Origin of the sequence: Shewanella litoralis (assembly GCF_009828585.1) — a bacterium.
Taxonomy (GTDB): Bacteria; Pseudomonadota; Gammaproteobacteria; order Enterobacterales; family Shewanellaceae; genus Shewanella; species Shewanella litoralis.
Genome location: NZ_WSRZ01000002.1, coordinates 281,829 through 299,358, shown reverse-complemented (window position 1 = coordinate 299,358; position 17,530 = coordinate 281,829). Strand labels below are relative to the sequence as shown.

The following is a 17,530-nucleotide window of genomic DNA, read 5'->3' as shown; positions in this document are numbered from 1 at the left end:
GATCATTAATATGATCATTAGATTAATCATTGCTTTGAGTCACTTATTGGGTTTTATGAATTTAAATTCTTGTGACGTTTTAATGCAAAGTATGAACAACTAAAATAAATCACTGTACAAGCAAAACACACGGTTTCGAATAACGATTTATTCTCGTCATATATTTCCATTGTCGGGCTATAAAACATCACATTTACAGCAAGTGCAGAAATAATCACTAAAGAGATAAAAGCAAAAACATTTAATAACCGGGTAACTTTACTCACATCTTCGATTGTTTCTTTGTCATCTTTAGCCATTGCCTCTTGATATTCGGCAATTTGTTGTTGTTCTTTTTCATCAGCAATAATAGCGTCGGTATAATCTAAATCAGCGCCATATTTTTTAGCCAGTAAGGTATAAACAATAATGGTGAATATCCAGGTCGGGATAAATAAATAATAAAACGAAATAACATCTACACTATTTAATCCAAAGCCAAAGACTAAAGCTAACGCCCAGGTGGCAATGGCAGGAGTACTTTTAGATAAGTTTTGATATTTAGCCCAGTAGCGTGTTAAACCAATTTTAGGGAACAACACATGCTCAGCAAATACAATGCCACCAACAGGCACAACCAATAAGCCAGCATAGGTCAGTAATGGCAACATTTGGGTAAATACAAACGGGAAACAGGCAATCACTACCGTGACCATACCGACAATGGCAGTGGTGCGTTCACGTGATTGATTCACAAAGATAGATTGCGCTGCAAGCCCTGCACGATACAAGTTAGCGTTTGCCGTAGTCCAACCTGCAATGATAATAATCACAAAACCAGAAAACCCTAATGCATGGTACGCCACGTCACCCGGATCGAGCTGAGTAATGGTGGTTTTTAGCAATACCGCAGTACCTGCGCCCATGATGCCAGCTGAAATCCATGCGATATAATGGCCAAAGAACATCCCCACACCAGAAAACAAACCATAACTTTTACGTTTAGCAAATCGAAAAATAGCCATGTCGATTAAACCAAAGTGAGTAATGGAGTTTGCAGCCCAAGCAAAGCCTATCACTTCAAGTAAACCAATGCCCTTTTCGCCTTCAGCATTAAAACCAGTCCAGATTGAGCTGTCGCCAATGGTGATAAAGTCTTGCCAATTCGTTAACGTCGTACTGCCTATTACATGGTTAGACAGCGCTGGAAATAACGTAAACGAGCCCGCGATAAAGATAACAAACAACCAGGGCGCACAGATTTTAGAAAAGTCAGCCACGGTAGAGAAGCCATACATGGCAACCACTACAACAATTGACCCCACGGCTAATACAATCATCACAAACCATAAACTGCTGGGATACCAATTTAACTGGGCGGGAATATCAAACAAGAAGCGTACCGCGGTAGATGACACGGTAATCATCGCGGCAGAAATCACCGAGAAAATAACCACGTTAGCCCAGTTATAGAGCTTGGTCATTGAATCGCCAGCAATTTTATTTAAATAATTGTACAAACTTAAACGTGTTTCGACTGCAATAGGCGCAGTTAATAGCCACCAAGAACACATGGCTAATAGGTTACCAATAAGTAAGCCTAAAAGAATATCAATGGTCGATGCACCTAAAGCAACAAAGGTTGCACCAATAACAAATTCGGTTGCAGCAACATGCTCCCCAGCATATAAACCTGCAAAATGTTTCCAACCGTGCAGCTTATTCTTTGCGACGGGAAGCTGCTCTTCATTCATTTGATGATATGAAGAATCCTGGTGACTTGTTGTCATTATTTTTATATTCCTATTTTTTCAGGTAAATTAATCCCTCACCTAATATCGATGATAAAATTAAGCAATTTACCTTTTGACTATTTATTATTTCTGTTTAGCTGAAATAATAACCCCATTGACGTTCTATTTTTATTAACACTCATTAACGGTATAACTTTTTTTAATAGTAAAACTTGCTAACTAATAATTATTTTAGTGGTTTATATTGAGACAAACCTGCTAACGCTATGTTGAACCAGCGTTCTACTTTTATAATATATTTACGCTAAGTCACTTTCACATCCATAATTCCAGTGACTTAGCCTACTCTGTTTTTATAATTTATTTCACTTTTGCAAGTATTTGTTCGGCGGTGTATTCATTAGTAATTAATGAGTTAATTAACCCACCTTGTAATGCTGCAAATATCGCATTCACTTTACTTTTACCTGCAGCAATACCATAAACGGGTTTACTGGCATTAGGCGTTAGCGGCGCACTCATCACTAATTGATTAATAGGATGTGCTAATAACTGCCCTTGATGATCGTAAACCCAACTGGTGATCTCACCAGCAGCTTTGTCGTTAACTAATTCATTTAATTTATGTTGGTCTATAAAACCATCAAGCATGAGTGGCGACTGCTCGCCCATTTGCCCTATACCAACAAAGGTTGCATCTGCTTGCTCAACTAACGCCAAAATGCTTTTAACTGGTGCAAGCTCGTGCAAAATGTTTTTTTCGGCCACTGAGCTCGCAATGACCGGCAACGGCATAGGGTAATGCTTAGCTTGTACCCTATTGGCCATGCTCACCACAATGTCAAATGCCGAAGCTGAACCGTCTGACATCATATTGCCGAGCAAAGAAACAATTTTATGTTGCGGGCACTGCATTGACGGTAATTCATCAATACACGCCTTAAGTGCCCGACCGGTCCCAAATGCCAGCGTTTTTGGCGTATCTGATTTTAAATAACGCTCTAACACTGCTGCGCTGGTTTGCGCTAAGCCATGCACCGAGCTTATATCACTGGGATCGCTAGGAACAATTTCGCACTCAAGTAAATTAAAGGCTTGTTTTAATTGTTCAGCCAATTCCATGCATTTTGCAATGGGGTGGTCTAACCGCACTTTAATTAAGCCTTCACTCACTGCAAGCGCAACGAGTCGCTGTGCCGACTGCCTTGATACTTCTAATTTTTGCGCTATTTCATCCTGGGTATTCTTAGCCACGTAATAAAGCCACGCAGCTCTAGCTGCATCTTCTAAACGCGCTAATTCTGAATTTGATTTACTGTCCATGATAGTCCTCATTATTCAGTCTTAACGCATTATGCTGGGCATTAACTGGGCGAAATCTTGCCAATCTGTTAATGCCGTAACCTGTGGAAACGTTTTAGCAACCGGATGATTGTGGTAACTAATATGTCCACCACCCACATAATGAATAACAGGCATATTGGCTGCCACTGCGGCTGTTACGCCAAAAAAGCTGTCCTCTATCACTAAGCATTGTTCTGGTGCTACGCCCATACGCCTGGCTGCATGTAAAAATAAATCGGGTGCTGGTTTACCGTTTTCAACTTCGCTGCCGGTAAAAACATTCCCAGCAAACACATCACTTAATCCCACCACCGACAACGCTTTTGTTGTGCGCGGTAAACTGCTGCTTGTGGCAATGCAAAACGGTACAGTTAAGGCGGCGAGTACCTCTTTAATGCCTCGCGTTACGGTTAAATCACGCTCAAATGCCAATAACAACTGTTCTCGGTACTGCAATTCAAAAGCATGTGGCAACGTTATATTCAACAAACTGTTAATTTTGGCCGCGACAGTCGCAAATTGGCAGCCTAAAAAATGTTGCTGCACAAACGCCATATCAATCTGGGCACCCAACACGGCTAATTTGTCGATTAACACATTCGCACTAATGACTTCACTGTCGATCACGACGCCGTCGCAATCAAAAATGACTAACTTTGGCTTTGTATCCATAAACTAGCCTTAATGAATAAAGAAAATTAAGGTCCTATTTTACAATGGCTTTAAGCTAAAAATCCCACTTAACTGCTTATGTTAAGCATTATTCGATGCTTATTGCACTGCGTCATCATCTGTAATCAGGGGATGACCACCCTTACTTGAGCTTTTGCACTCAGCATGAGCATATGCCCTTTCATTGAGCATATTCCCTCTTCTCAATATTGATGTCAATCACATTTCTTGAATTAAATAAGCAAATCGAGCTTTAGCGGTTGCTTATGTACGTTTTGCGATAATAAAATGTTATTTAAATTCAATAGGCTAATATTTATTGCGCCCAATAGTACAAAAATAAAACGATTCGACTTGAGTGAAAATCATTCAATCTGTAATACAGAACAATCAAGATTGAAGCTTAAGATTGTCATTTGACGCCTTGTACATTGCACCAATTAAACGCATTTTGAAGATGCAATGCGCAAGCTCATTTGCACTCAAAGTGAATGGCTGAACTCTGATATTAGAGATTCGAGATTTGAAGGTTGAAGGCTGAAGGTTGAAGATTCAATTAGCACTTGATCATCAATTGCCATTCACTCAATAACATGTAATTGATATGCATATCTACAACACAAAAAAGTGCAAAAATCGTACACGCAAGTTGTAATAAAATTACATTTTTCGCTTTTTTGTGGTCAGTATCACAGCATGTTCACCCTATAAACTGTAATTTTATTTACAAAGAATATTTTACAAAAACGATTTGTTGAATATTTTTAGAGGAAACCATTATGACAGTCACCAATACTCAAGAGCTTGACCTACTGGTAGAACGCGTTGCCAAGGCACAGGCCGAATTTGCTAATTTTAGCCAAGAGCAAGTTGATAAAATTTTTAGGGCAGCGGCTTTCGCGGCTGCAGATGCGCGCATCTCTCTTGCCAAAATGGCGGCGACAGAAACTGGCATGGGTGTGCTTGAAGACAAAGTGATTAAAAACCACTTTGCCTCTGAATACATTTATAACAAGTATAAAGATGAAAAAACCTGTGGCATTTTGTCTGAGGACTTAACCTTTGGCACCATTACTATTGCAGAACCTGTCGGGATTATTTGCGGTATTGTGCCGACAACTAACCCAACCTCTACCGCCATTTTTAAAGCGCTTATTAGCTTAAAAACCCGTAATGGCATTATTTTTTCACCGCACCCAAGAGCGAAAAACTCAACCACAACAGCAGCAAGAATCGTACTCGATGCAGCTGTAGCGGCTGGCGCCCCCAAAGACATTATTGGCTGGATAGATCAACCCAGCGTAGCCTTGTCTAATCAATTAATGACTCATGAAAAAATCAACCTCATTTTAGCCACTGGTGGCCCAGGTATGGTGAAAGCCGCCTACTCTTCTGGCAAACCAGCCATTGGTGTTGGCGCCGGTAACACCCCAATCGTTATTGATGAAACCGCCGACATTAAACGCGCTGTGAGCTCAATCTTAATGTCTAAAACCTTCGACAACGGTGTGGTGTGTGCCTCTGAGCAAGCAGTCATTGTGGTAGAAAGTATCTATAAGCAAGTCAAAGAGCGTTTTGCTCACTACGGCGGCTATATATTATCTAAAGCCGAAACCGCTGCAATGCAGAGCGTCATTCTTAAAAATGGTGGCCTAAACGCCGACATCGTTGGTCAAAGCGCAGTCAATATCGCCCTTATGGCAGGTATTACCGTACCTGGCCACACCAAAGTCTTGATTGGTGAAGTGACAGACATTGATGATGCAGAAGCATTCGCCCACGAGAAGTTATCTCCGTTATTGGGTATGTATAAAGCCAAAGACTTTAATGAAGCCATGGATAAAGCTGAAGCCCTAGTCACCTTAGGCGGCATTGGCCACACCTCTGGTTTATATACCGATCAAGACACCCAGGAAGCACGCGTAAAAGCCTTTGGTTTTAGAATGAAAACCGCGCGTATTTTAATTAACACCCCAGCTTCGCAAGGCGGCATTGGTGACTTATATAACTTCAAATTAGCGCCATCGTTAACTTTAGGTTGTGGTTCATGGGGCGGTAATTCAATTTCTGAAAACGTTGGCCCAAGTCACTTAATCAACAAAAAAATGGTCGCCAAGAGGGCTGAAAACATGTTGTGGCACAAGCTTCCATCATCAATCTATTTCCGCCGTGGCAGTTTACCGATTGCCCTTGAAGAATTAAGCGACAAAAAACGTGCGTTAATCATTACCGACAAGTTCTTGTTCAATAATGGCTATTGCAACGAAACCTTAAAGATTTTGAAAGCACAAGGGTTAGAAACCGAAGTCTTTTACGAAGTCGAAGCCGACCCAACATTAGCCATTGTCCGTCAGGGCGCTAAAGTGGCTAACAGCTTCCAACCGGATGTTATTATTGCATTAGGTGGCGGTTCACCTATGGATGCAGCGAAAATCATTTGGGTGATGTATGAGCACCCAGATGTTGATTTTGCTGACTTAGCCTTACGCTTTATGGATATTCGTAAACGTATTTACAAGTTCCCTAAAATGGGCCGAAAAGCCAAAATGGTTGCCATTCCAACCACATCAGGCACAGGCTCAGAAGTCACACCATTTGCGGTAGTCACCGATGAAGTGACAGGTAAAAAGTACCCGATTGCAGACTATGAACTGACGCCTAGTATGGCCATTGTTGATCCAAACCTTGTGATGGACATGCCTAAGTCATTAACGGCCTTTGGCGGTATTGACGCGGTGACTCACGCATTAGAAGCCTATGTCAGTGTGATGGCAAACGAATACAGTGACGGCCAGGCATTACAAGCACTCGATTTACTGGTGAAATACTTACCAGACGCTTATGAGCTTGGAGCAAAAGCCCCTGTTGCCCGTGAGAAAGTCCATAATGGCGCCACCATTGCTGGTATTGCATTTGCCAACGCGTTCTTGGGTGTCTGTCACTCAATGGCGCACAAATTAGGTGCTGAGTTCCACTTAGCACATGGTTTGGCCAATGCGTTATTAATTTCTAACGTTATTCGTTTTAATGCCACAGACATGCCAACCAAGCAAGCGGCGTTCAGCCAATACGACCGCCCTAAAGCATTGTGTCGTTATGCCGCCATTAGTGAACACCTAAAGTTAGGTGGTAAAACAGATGAGCAAAAAGTTGAAAAGCTCATTGAGAAAATCGAAGAGCTTAAGCAGGTCATTGGCATCCCAGCCTCTATTCAAGAAGCCGGTGTCAACGAGGCAGACTTTATCGCCAAATTGGATGAAATTGCAGAAGATGCATTTGATGACCAATGTACTGGTGCTAACCCTCGCTACCCACTCATTAGCGAGATTAAACAAGTGTTATTAGACAGCTTCTATGGCCGCGCTTATAAAGACTAATGTTTATAGTTAAACGGTAATACACAACGCCTTAAGTGCCCCCGCACTTAAGGCGTTTTTATGTTAATGCCATCGATACTTCGCTGTTAGCATGGATTTGAGTGGTGTCATATAGCGGTACTTGAGTGTGTTGTTGCTGCACTAACAAGGCAATTTCAGTACAACCTAAAATCACCGCTTGCGCGCCTTGAGCAAACAACTTATCGATAATGCTCAAGTAAACTTGCCGAGATTGCGGGTTGATGTTGCCTAAACATAACTCTTGATATATCACATCATGAATTCGCGTTTGGTCATCGGCATTGGGCACTATCACTTCAATGGGATAATTGTCGCTTATCCTGTGTTTGTAAAAGTCTTGCTCCATAGTAAAGCGAGTGCCTAATAAGCCTACCTTAGTGATACCATCGGCCAGAAGTGCATTGGCGGTCGCATCGGCAATATGCAATATCGGTATCGAGATTTGCGCCTGTATCTCATCAGCCACTTTGTGCATGGTATTGGTACAAATAAGCACAAAATCAGCACCACCGGCTTCAACCGCCACAGCGGCATCTGCTAATATCTTGGCCGTATCATCCCATAACCCTTGATGTTGTAACGTTTCGATTTCAGCAAAATCAACACTGTACAAACAAATCTTAGCTGAATGCAATCCACCTAAGGCCGCCTTAACCCCCTGGTTAATCGCCTGATAATAGCTTTGCGTCGACTCCCAGCTCATACCGCCAATCATACCAATGGTTTTCATGCTTATTCCTGTGATGTAAGTTTGATAACGCTTGGACTGATTTTACCAATGCTTCTTTTTATAAACAGTCGCTTACTCAACTAATTTTTGGCCTAACTTAATTTTGGTCTGACTAATTGTGGCCCAACTCATTTTTAAAAAATTATTCATCTAAACCAAACTTTTTCCGAATGCGTTTAGCCCATGATGGCCTTTGTATTTTGTAGCTGTATATACTCTCTGGCACAATGATATTCGGGTTGGCTAATACAAGCGCATCAAAAAAAGCACGTCGATCAAATCCACGATAGTTTGAATACATTAGTTGCCTATGTTCTCCATTTTTGAGCACTATCAAGTTTGAAATAGATTCTTGCCCTGTATGGCTGACTTGCTTCAATTGCGTAATGTCAGAAACCTTGACCTGCCAGCTCACATCACCAAAGGTGGGATCAAAATAGGACAAAGTGGTTGGCGTGACACACACCCTAATTTGTTTATTTTCAAACCAGAACCATAATGCTAATCCAAGCAATATCGCTTCAACAACCCAAATGGCAATATCAACAACCTCAAACAGCTGTGCTAGCGCATAAGTATCGTTCGTTAACGTTGGCAGATATTTGTGCGCTGCTATGTATAAAAGGAATGCCACGCCAGCATTTAACATCAGTAACAATGCTGACGCACGTTGTTTCCTGGTATAAATGAAGTAAGTTGTCATGTTGACCCTTTATGAAAAGCTAGGTTTTACACTGACCCAACTAAATTCTAGTCAATTAAATTGAGGTGCTTCTAGCACCTCAATTTTTGCTTTATCAATGAAGAAATACAAATAAATCACAAGTCAAACTTATTAAGCCAATCCTGATACTTGGTTCGCTCTTCTTGTTGCCATTTCAAGCTCCAGCACCACTCATCTTCTCTAGGTGAGCAGTCAGAACAATGGTCACAGTATTTTTGCTTAAAGCCTAAAACGAACTCGGGACCATTCGGCTCGTCAAATGCTTTTATAAGCAAGTTACCAGTACCCATTACATGCTTGTGCTTTAGACATACAAGTAAGTGCATTCCACCAGCAGAGTGCATCCTCAATTGTTGAGCAACGATACCACCTGGTCGATAGTCAACAAGCATATGCTCGCAATGACCGATAACATCCGTTGGGTCATAGTTCTTTAAGCCTCTAGCTACTATTTGACCAAAAGTACATTCCTTGTTGTCAGGATCCATACCAAGGTTTTTAGCCATGTCTGCAAAGAAGTGTTTCTGCTCATCAATACTTGATTCAATTAGAGGCTTTGATTTTTCTTGACCAGCCATGACATTATCAAGAGCATCCAGCAGTTCTTGAGCATTTGGGCAATGCTCGAGAATTAGCTCTCTTACATCAAATTTAACTATCGCTTTGAGTTCTGACTGCAAGTTCGTAATTAGGTACAGCTGCTCAACTTTTCTCATGTCACCGACAATAGATGAGTACATCAATACCGTATGCAACATCTTTTCAAACCACTCATCTAAGAACGTGATAGCCTCATCAGATCCACGAGCTTTGTGGATTGTTTTAAACATTCCAATGGATAAGGCAAAATCGCACATTAAATCGGCCAAGATATTAAACTGACTGCGGTTAATGAGTCTGTGGCACATGTTGATGATCTTCTGCAACTGAACACAAGTATCATGGTATTGCTTATGTGTTTCTCGATTCATATACAAATACTCAAAGCTGTCTGAGCTGAAGTTTTCGTTTGTATGATGAAGAGAAAACAGTTGTTCAACCTTGAACTTGAACAATGAGCTTCTTGCTTTAGCTATAGCTGTAAGACGATAAACAGGCTCCCTCTGCTCTCGTGCTAGGCAAAGAAGATAATCACATAACTTCAACTGCTCTTCGATTTGCTCATTTTTTAGCTGTTTGTAAGGAGCTACTTTGAAGGCGTAGTCAAAGTATAGTGTTGCTAGAAACCTATCTTTAGTCGGTACAATTTTCGACTGAATGATGTCGCTAGCTTGCTGATATAGGTCATGAAACTGTCGGTCACAAAGTAGTTGTTCTAGCTTGATGTGATACGCCCTAAACAATGCATCACCAACCTGCTCGATACACTTATTCAAGGCTTCGGGTTGTAGTGTTGTACAGTTATTAACAGCGAGCTTTAGATCTCTGAGAGACAGAAAATCCCAACAATTCTGAACTGCCACCAGCAGCTTATCGAATGAGTCAGAGTCATTTCTTTCTAACATATTTTCTACTGGTAAGTGAACGGTTAGAGTGTCTGTTGAAGAGTTGTTGACCTTCTCCAAGATTTCTTGATTGTCTGTCACTGACACCCAGTAAATTTCTTCACTTGATACTTCAACAACCACCAATATCACAGGGATATTGAATTGAAGATAATACTGAATACGAGCACGCGAAACAGAGAATGATAGCTTCTGACCATCTTCAATAAATGAACAGTTTTCTTGACCCTTGAGCTGGATTTTAAAAACACTCTCTTGACCGAGGGCTTTACCATTCGTGTCTTTAAGCTCAATTTCACAGTCAATTCCGTGATCGTCCTGATCTTCCTGACTTCGGATTATCCAACTAAGCGGAGCTTTATAGTTAAAAATTCGTCCAGCTGCTGCGCCAATCTCACCTGCGTTCATTCTGTAACCTCAGTTCTTACATGGTCTTATTTTACACTTAAAATACAGTAATCTATATAAACACTGGATACGATCTTTATCTTTCAGTACACGTTGTAACGCAGGCGACAAATTACCACTTAACTTACAATACTTCTCACCCTTATCGCAAAAATTTACAGGGTCAAGTCTTGCCTCTTGCCTATACATTAATGGGAAAAGTAGCTATTAGTTCAGTCAGCTGTCACATCCCATAGCTCATAATGGGGCAACAATGAGTTACGAATATTGCTTGCAACAGTCCAAATTCAACTTTGAACTTGAGGCCGTTGAAGACTTTTTTACAAAAGAATACGTGAGCTGGCCATGGATGGCGAGCTAGCTTTAGAGGGGAAGGGACGCCCCATCTGAAGCGTTAGCATTTTCGAATAAGGCCGAAGAACACTCAGACGAAGTTAAAAGCTGGATTCAACCACGTCGCGAAATTATCGCTGCTATTGCTTAGTAAAGAATGATAATTTTGATGTGGCGGCTGGGCCAATTCTTTTATAGAAAATAAAGAGGGAACAGCCGTTGGTTTCCTCTTGGTCTGGTGTGGGCGAAGCGCCACGACGTTTAGTGGCCGCAGGCCATGAATACAAAGCGACCAAACAACAAAAACAAACACTTGGATCCCGGCTCAAAAGCATTACCGGGACGACGATTCCCCACTGCGTAAGTTGACAACTTACGACCTTGCTCTGGTGTGGCACGTAAGTGGCCGCAGGCAATATACTAGCGGCTATATGAAAACAAAAAGCCATAAAAAAACCAGCTAATTAGCTGGTTTTTAACGTGATATCATTACAAGATTAATTAAAGTGCGGCCAGCGCGTCTTTACATAACTGCGTAATACGATCCCATTCTTCATTGTCTACTGCATCTGTTGGGGCAATCCAGCTGCCGCCGATACAATCAACGTTTGGCAGAGCCAAGTAGTCTTTGTATGTCGCTGGACTGATGCCACCTGTTGGGCAAAAGCGAATATCAGCTAATGGGCCAGAGAATGACTTAAGTGCATTCACGCCGCCTGAAGCTTCAGCAGGGAAAAATTTGAAGTGAGTGTAACCTAACTCCATTCCCACCATGATTTCAGAAATACTGGCAATACCTGGGATTAAAGGCACAGTGCCCTTTTTAGCCGCTTTTAATAAATCAACCGTGGCACCAGGAGTGATAATAAACTGCGAACCTGCTGCAACCGCTTGATTAAGCTGAGCTTCATTTAAAATAGTACCTGCACCCACAAGGGCTTCAGGCACTTCTTTAGCGATTTTAGCGATGGCTTCAAGTGCACAAGGAGTACGTAATGTCACTTCTAATACACTGATCCCGCCAGCAACCAATGCTTTGGCTAAAGGCACCGCGTGTTCTAGTTTGTTTATCACCATAACCGGAACTACTGGGCTACGTTTAAACACTTCTTGTGGTTGAAGTAACCAGTTATTAGGCTCAATCATGTTACCGACTTCCTTTATTTTTAATATAATTCATCAATCGCGCTAGTGCTGCGAGCGCCTGTTTCTGGGCTGCTTAAGCTGCGACGTAACGCACCAAACAATTCACGGCCCATGCCGTACGCTGAATGGTGTAAGTCCACAATCCCTGCGGTGCGGTTAGCAAGCGTTTTCTCATCAACTAACAGTGTTAATTCACCTGTGGTCGCATCAATACGGATCACATCGCCATCTTGCACTTTAGCAATTAAGCCGCCGTCTAATGCTTCGGGTGTTAAATGAATGGCTGCTGGGACTTTACCTGATGCGCCAGACATACGGCCGTCGGTCACTAATGCCACTCTAAACCCTTTGTCTTGTAAGGTACCTAAGAATGGCGTGAGTTTGTGTAGCTCAGGCATGCCATTAGCTTTAGGGCCCTGGCCTTTTACAACCACAACGCAATCACGGTCTAACGAGCCAGACTTAAATAATTCGTCAATTTCATTTTGATCGTTAATCACAACCGCTGGCGCTTCAATAATACGGTTACCTGCAGGTACTGCAGACACCTTAATCACAGCACGTCCGAGGTTACCTTTAAGCAAGGTTAAACCACCGTTGCTTTGGAAAGGCGTGTCAAGGTGAGTTAATACTTCTTTGTCTAACGATTCAGTCACACCGTCAACCCACTTTAATTCGCCATCAATCATACGCGGCTCTTGGGTGTAACGGCGTAAACCGTAACCGGCTACAGTGTTAACGTCTTCATGAATTAAACCGCCATCAAGCAGTTCTTTAACCAATAACGCCATACCGCCAGCAGCGTGGAAGTGGTTAATATCAGCATGACCATTTGGATAAACACGGGCTAATAATGGCACAGCAGCAGACAGGTCTGAGAAATCATCCCAGTTGACGATAATGCCAGCAGCGCGGGCAATCGCCACGATATGCATGGTCAAGTTAGTTGAACCGCCGGTAGCGAGTAATGCAACGATGCCGTTAACCACAGACTTTTCGTTAACCACTTCACCAATTGGGGTGTATTGCGTGCCCATTGAGGTTAAACGGCACACTTGCTTAGCGGCCATTTTGCTTAACTCGTCACGTAATGGATCGTCTGGATTAACAAACGATGAACCCGGTAACTGTAAGCCCATCACTTCTAACATTAACTGGTTAGAGTTCGCGGTACCATAGAAAGTACAAGTACCCGCACTGTGGTAAGACTTTGACTCTGCTTCAAGTAATGCTGCGCGATCAACCTGCCCCTGGGCAAATTGTTGACGAATACGGGCTTTTTCTTTGTTTGGAATACCCGATTTCATTGGGCCTGCTGGCACAAATAACATCGGTAAGTGACCAAAGCTCAATGCACCAATCAATAAACCTGGAACGATTTTGTCACAAATGCCTAATAGTAACGCACCATCAAACATGTTGTGCGACAAGCCAACTGCCGTCGACATGGCAATCACTTCACGGCTCAGTAAGCTCAGCTCCATACCAGGCTGACCTTGAGTGACACCGTCACACATGGCTGGAACGCCAGCAGCAACCTGGGCCACACTGCCTACATCCATACAGGCTTGTTTTAGCATGTTCGGGTAGGTTTCATAAGGTTGGTGCGCAGATAACATGTCGTTAAATGCAGTCACAATACCAATATTGGCTTTGGTCAATTGGCGCAGTGAGTCTTTCTCTACTGGCTGACAGGCTGCAAAACCATGGGCTAAGTTGCCACAGCTTAATGCGCTACGGTGAACGCCTTGAGCTTTAGCATCGTTTAGGGCAGATAAATAGCTTGAACGCGACTGTTGGCTGCGTGCAATAATTCTATCGGTAACGGCTTGTACTACTGAATGCATGGTAAAACTCCTTACGCGCTATAGAACACATCAACGGGCGTTTTACGCTGCGCTAATACGGCTCTAATGGGCATTTGGGTAACATCATCGTTTTCAAGTGCTTGATGATATACAGTTAATTTTGGCTCTCCGACAAGATGCAGATAAATCTGACGACTATTCAAAATGGCATCTTTAGATAACGTAATTCGAGCATGTGGGGCTGTTGTAGGATTAACAGCAGCACATAAATCTTTAGAGGTCAGTGCATTGTCGAGCTCTGCGCTGCATGGAAACCATGAACAAGTGTGACCGTCTGTCCCCATACCAAGCACAACCACATCAAACGGACGTGGAAAGTTAGCCAATGATTCGCTGGTCATGTCACAACCCGCTTCAGGGGTAGCAAACATATTTTTAAGACCACGAAACTTAGCGCTTGCAGCACGGTTTTGTAATAGATGTTCGCGCACTAATCTTTCGTTTGAATCTTGTTCATCTGCATTAACCCAGCGCTCATCGGCCAAAGTAATGTACACATCACTCCAGTCAACTAACTTTTGGCTTAACAGCTTAAATAGCTTAAGTGGTGTTGAACCACCAGAGACCACTAAACTGGCTTTACCGCGTGTATCGACAGCATTTTGAAGTTGCTGAGCAATTTTGTCGGCTAATTTAGCTTCTAAGTCTGCTGGTGTATCAAACGATTTAAATACGGTTTCTTTAATCATATCTGCTCCCTACTCGTCCCAAGAACGGCCGTCTTTAGTGATTAATGCCACTGACGCCACTGGGCCCCAAGTACCTGCAGGATACGGTTTTGGCTTTTCGCCGCTTTGTTCCCAAGACTGAATGATGCCGTCAACCCACTTCCATGCCTGCTCAACTTCGTCACGACGTACGAACAAGGCTTGATTGCCTAACATGGCTTCGAGTAATAAACGCTCATAGGCATCGGCAATACGCTCATTTTTGAAGGTATCAGTGAAACTTAAGTCCAATTTGGTGGTTTGCAAACGCTGCTTTTGCTCAAGACCAGGCACCTTGTTCATCATTTGGATTTCAACCCCTTCATGAGGCTGCAAACGGATGGTTAACTTGTTAGGTGGCAGGTTGCGATAGCTTGCACGATATAAGTTGTGCGGTGGGTTCTTAAAATACACCACAATTTCGCTGCTCTTGAACGGCATACGCTTGCCGCTGCGTAAATAGAATGGCACACCAGCCCAACGCCAGTTATCAATATCAACACGTAATGCCACAAAGGTTTCGGTGTTTGAATTGGTGTTAGCGTCTTCTTCTTCAAGGTAACCAGGTACAGGCGAGCCTTTTAAAAAGCCGGCACTGTATTGACCACGCACGGTATTTTCGTACACGTTGTCCTGATTAATTGGGCGCAATGACTTAAGCACTTTTACTTTTTCATCACGAATGCTGTCAGCGTCTAGATTAACTGGTGGATCCATTGCCACAAGCGTTAACACTTGTAGTAAATGGTTTTGGATCATGTCGCGCATCTGGCCAGCGCCATCAAAGTAACCCCAACGGCCTTCAATACCCACTTCTTCAGCCACCGTGATTTGGACATGATCGATTGTCCGGTTGTCCCACTTAGATGCAAATAACGAGTTAGCAAAACGCAGTGCAATTAAGTTTTGTACCGTTTCTTTACCTAAGTAATGGTCAATACGGTAAACCTGGTTTTCGTTAAAGAATTCGGCGACTTGATCGTTGATCACGTGCGATGACGCTAAATCGGTTCCGATGGGTTTTTCTAATACAACGCGGGTGTCTGACTTAATTAAGTCTTGCTCATGCAAGCAACGGCAGATGGCACCAAAAATTGAAGGCGGCGTTGCGAAGTAGTTCACCATGACACGCTTACTTGGTTCAAGTAAATCGTGGAAAGCTTTGTAGCCTTCTGGCTCGGTAAAATTAGTGCCGATGTAATGACAACGACTGAGGAAGCGTTCTAGCGTGGTTGGGCAAATTTCATCTTTAACGAAAGTGTTTAATGCTTTTGTTACAAGGGCGATGAATTCTTCGTGGGTGAATGCATCTTTTGCAACACCAATGACCTTGGTTTCTTTATCGAGTAACTCTGCTTTGTCTAGCTGGTATAAAGAAGGTAATAATTTACGCCTAGCTAAATCGCCTTTAGTACCAAAAAGTACGAAGTCACAAGCCTTGGCTCCAATTGATTTGCCCATTGCTGAAAGCTCTCCTGATTATGTGTGTGCGCCATGTTCGAATTCGGTCGATGAATAAAAACACACTTTTGTTGTAATATAACAACAGAATTTGAATATTGCATCTTTAATTTGCAAATATTGCATTGTTGTTAACCTAGTCATCTGTACCTAATATCTGGTATGATTTTCCACCTATAACAAGGCTTAAGAACCATTTAACCGTGATCTGCGTCTTGAAAAATAACCACAGGATCGTGTAAAAGGTAAAAAAATAACTTAAATCACGAAATTCCTGTAAGTTATGGTATAAAACTACATTACCTACTTTTAGCTACTTTTTAGCGGATGCTTGCTTATGAATACCCTAGAAAAGGTTCAAAAAAGCCTTACCCAGTTTAGTAAATCGGAACGCAAGGTTGCCGAAGTCATATTAGCCTCGCCGCAAACAGCTATACATTCTAGTATCGCGACGTTAGCCAAGATGGCCGACGTGAGTGAACCTACCGTTAACCGCTTTTGCCGTCGCCTAGATACTAAAGGCTTCCCTGATTTTAAGTTACATTTGGCACAAAGTCTTGCTAACGGCACACCTTATGTTAGTCGACATGTTGAAGAAGACGACTCTCCAGACTCGTATACAACAAAAATCTTCGAATCTTCAATGGCATCGCTCGATACCGCCCGTCAAAGTCTTGATACAGCGGCCATCAATAAAGCGGTTGATGTACTGACACAAGCCAAGACTATTTCATTTTTTGGCCTAGGTGCGTCCTCTTCTGTGGCGCATGATGCCCAAAACAAGTTCTTTCGTTTTAACGTACCGGTGATTTGTTTCGACGATGTGCTAATGCAGCGCATGAGCTGTATTAACTGTAATGAAGGTGATGTTGTGGTGTTGATTTCGCATACTGGCCGCACCAAATCATTAATCGAAATCGCGCGTATTGCCCGTGAAAACGGCGCTGCAGTGATTGGTATTACCGCCCGTAACTCGCCATTATCATTAGAGTGTACGCTGCCTGTCACCATGGAAGTGCCTGAAGACACCGACATGTATTTACCCATGGCGTCTCGTTTAGCACAGTTAGTAACAATCGATGTGCTGGCTACAGGCTTTACCTTGCGCCGCGGGCCGCGTTTCCGTGACAACTTAAAGCGTGTAAAAGAAGTCTTAAAAGAGTCTCGTGTGAATAAAGATCTTACGATTTAATGGTTTTTGTTATCCGAACTGTTAAATAATTACACAATAATGAGAGTTTTGATCCCGACGTTGTAGTCAAACATCAGCGCGGCAATAACACCAAAGGCCAAACGGATAACTCCGATTGGCCTTTTTTATTGTAAAAATCACTTATCTGTCACATAAATTACACAGTAAAAACCGTCTTTTTGTTTGTAACTTTACTACATTAATTAAGAATGTCTGTTAATATAGTTACATCATTTAAGTACTAAGATAGCTTGTGTACTTTAAATAACCGAATTCTATTTAACACAAAATCTTTCTTATCATTAACGG

Annotated in this window: 12 protein-coding genes; 2 read left to right on the top strand and 10 right to left on the bottom strand. The window is 42.4% G+C overall.

Annotated features, from left to right (window positions below):
- Positions 1 to 53: 53 nt before the first annotated feature.
- From GQA99_RS03330 to GQA99_RS03320, 3 genes are all read right to left on the bottom strand, one after another.
- A complete protein-coding gene (locus GQA99_RS03330; protein WP_160052437.1) occupies positions 54 to 1,769 on the bottom strand; it encodes a purine-cytosine permease family protein in 1,716 nt (571 codons plus the stop codon).
- Between the two features lie 324 nt (positions 1,770 to 2,093).
- A complete protein-coding gene (locus GQA99_RS03325) occupies positions 2,094 to 3,056 on the bottom strand; it encodes a sugar-binding transcriptional regulator (RefSeq protein ID WP_160052436.1) in 963 nt (320 codons plus the stop codon).
- Between the two features lie 21 nt (positions 3,057 to 3,077).
- Entirely contained in the window at positions 3,078 to 3,749 is a 672-nt protein-coding gene (locus GQA99_RS03320) for an HAD family hydrolase (protein ID WP_160052435.1), read from the bottom strand.
- A gap of 779 nt (positions 3,750 to 4,528) precedes the next feature.
- On the opposite strand from GQA99_RS03320, the gene adhE reads away from it, so the two are divergent.
- Positions 4,529 to 7,126: a bifunctional acetaldehyde-CoA/alcohol dehydrogenase gene (gene adhE / locus GQA99_RS03315; RefSeq protein ID WP_160052434.1), complete on the top strand. Its 2,598-nt coding sequence runs from the start codon at positions 4,529 to 4,531 to the stop codon at positions 7,124 to 7,126.
- Between the two features lie 58 nt (positions 7,127 to 7,184).
- Here the strand turns inward: adhE and GQA99_RS03310 are convergent, their stop codons facing one another.
- The 7 genes from GQA99_RS03310 to zwf form a co-directional block, all read right to left on the bottom strand.
- Entirely contained in the window at positions 7,185 to 7,877 is a 693-nt protein-coding gene (locus GQA99_RS03310; RefSeq protein ID WP_160052433.1) for an aspartate/glutamate racemase family protein, read from the bottom strand.
- A gap of 142 nt (positions 7,878 to 8,019) precedes the next feature.
- Positions 8,020 to 8,526 carry a hypothetical protein gene (locus GQA99_RS03305; RefSeq protein WP_160052432.1) on the bottom strand — a complete coding sequence of 169 codons (507 nt, stop codon included), beginning with the start codon at positions 8,524 to 8,526 and terminating at the stop codon, positions 8,020 to 8,022.
- 170 nt (positions 8,527 to 8,696) lie between these two features.
- The gene (locus GQA99_RS03300) at positions 8,697 to 10,514 is read right to left on the bottom strand and encodes a DUF4365 domain-containing protein (protein WP_160052431.1); all 1,818 of its coding nucleotides are present in this window, start codon (positions 10,512 to 10,514) and stop codon (positions 8,697 to 8,699) included.
- An 834-nt stretch (positions 10,515 to 11,348) separates the two neighbouring features.
- Positions 11,349 to 11,993: a bifunctional 4-hydroxy-2-oxoglutarate aldolase/2-dehydro-3-deoxy-phosphogluconate aldolase gene (locus tag GQA99_RS03295; RefSeq protein WP_160052430.1), complete on the bottom strand. Its 645-nt coding sequence runs from the start codon at positions 11,991 to 11,993 to the stop codon at positions 11,349 to 11,351.
- Between the two features lie 20 nt (positions 11,994 to 12,013).
- Complete coding sequence (edd, locus tag GQA99_RS03290) at positions 12,014 to 13,840, bottom strand: phosphogluconate dehydratase (RefSeq protein ID WP_160052429.1); 1,827 nt, start codon at positions 13,838 to 13,840, stop codon at positions 12,014 to 12,016.
- A gap of 11 nt (positions 13,841 to 13,851) precedes the next feature.
- Positions 13,852 to 14,550 carry a 6-phosphogluconolactonase gene (gene pgl / locus GQA99_RS03285; protein WP_160052428.1) on the bottom strand — a complete coding sequence of 233 codons (699 nt, stop codon included), beginning with the start codon at positions 14,548 to 14,550 and terminating at the stop codon, positions 13,852 to 13,854.
- A 9-nt stretch (positions 14,551 to 14,559) separates the two neighbouring features.
- The gene (zwf, locus tag GQA99_RS03280; protein ID WP_160052427.1) at positions 14,560 to 16,029 is read right to left on the bottom strand and encodes a glucose-6-phosphate dehydrogenase; all 1,470 of its coding nucleotides are present in this window, start codon (positions 16,027 to 16,029) and stop codon (positions 14,560 to 14,562) included.
- A 337-nt stretch (positions 16,030 to 16,366) separates the two neighbouring features.
- On the opposite strand from zwf, the gene GQA99_RS03275 reads away from it, so the two are divergent.
- The gene (locus tag GQA99_RS03275; protein ID WP_160052426.1) at positions 16,367 to 17,221 is read left to right on the top strand and encodes a MurR/RpiR family transcriptional regulator; all 855 of its coding nucleotides are present in this window, start codon (positions 16,367 to 16,369) and stop codon (positions 17,219 to 17,221) included.
- Positions 17,222 to 17,530 lie beyond the last annotated feature (309 nt).

What these genes read in the sequence shown, in the direction of transcription:
- GQA99_RS03330 (WP_160052437.1), bottom strand. Translation starts at nt 1,769, where the DNA reads ATGACAACAAGTCACCAGGATTCTTCATATCATCAAATGAATGAAGAG.
- GQA99_RS03325 (WP_160052436.1), bottom strand. Translation starts at nt 3,056, where the DNA reads ATGGACAGTAAATCAAATTCAGAATTAGCGCGTTTAGAAGATGCAGCT.
- GQA99_RS03320 (WP_160052435.1), bottom strand. Translation starts at nt 3,749, where the DNA reads ATGGATACAAAGCCAAAGTTAGTCATTTTTGATTGCGACGGCGTCGTG.
- adhE (WP_160052434.1), top strand. Translation starts at nt 4,529, where the DNA reads ATGACAGTCACCAATACTCAAGAGCTTGACCTACTGGTAGAACGCGTT.
- GQA99_RS03310 (WP_160052433.1), bottom strand. Translation starts at nt 7,877, where the DNA reads ATGAAAACCATTGGTATGATTGGCGGTATGAGCTGGGAGTCGACGCAA.
- GQA99_RS03305 (WP_160052432.1), bottom strand. Translation starts at nt 8,526, where the DNA reads ATGTTAAATGCTGGCGTGGCATTCCTTTTATACATAGCAGCGCACAAA.
- GQA99_RS03300 (WP_160052431.1), bottom strand. Translation starts at nt 10,514, where the DNA reads ATGAACGCAGGTGAGATTGGCGCAGCAGCTGGACGAATTTTTAACTAT.
- GQA99_RS03295 (WP_160052430.1), bottom strand. Translation starts at nt 11,993, where the DNA reads ATGATTGAGCCTAATAACTGGTTACTTCAACCACAAGAAGTGTTTAAA.
- edd (WP_160052429.1), bottom strand. Translation starts at nt 13,840, where the DNA reads ATGCATTCAGTAGTACAAGCCGTTACCGATAGAATTATTGCACGCAGC.
- pgl (WP_160052428.1), bottom strand. Translation starts at nt 14,550, where the DNA reads ATGATTAAAGAAACCGTATTTAAATCGTTTGATACACCAGCAGACTTA.
- zwf (WP_160052427.1), bottom strand. Translation starts at nt 16,029, where the DNA reads ATGGGCAAATCAATTGGAGCCAAGGCTTGTGACTTCGTACTTTTTGGT.
- GQA99_RS03275 (WP_160052426.1), top strand. Translation starts at nt 16,367, where the DNA reads ATGAATACCCTAGAAAAGGTTCAAAAAAGCCTTACCCAGTTTAGTAAA.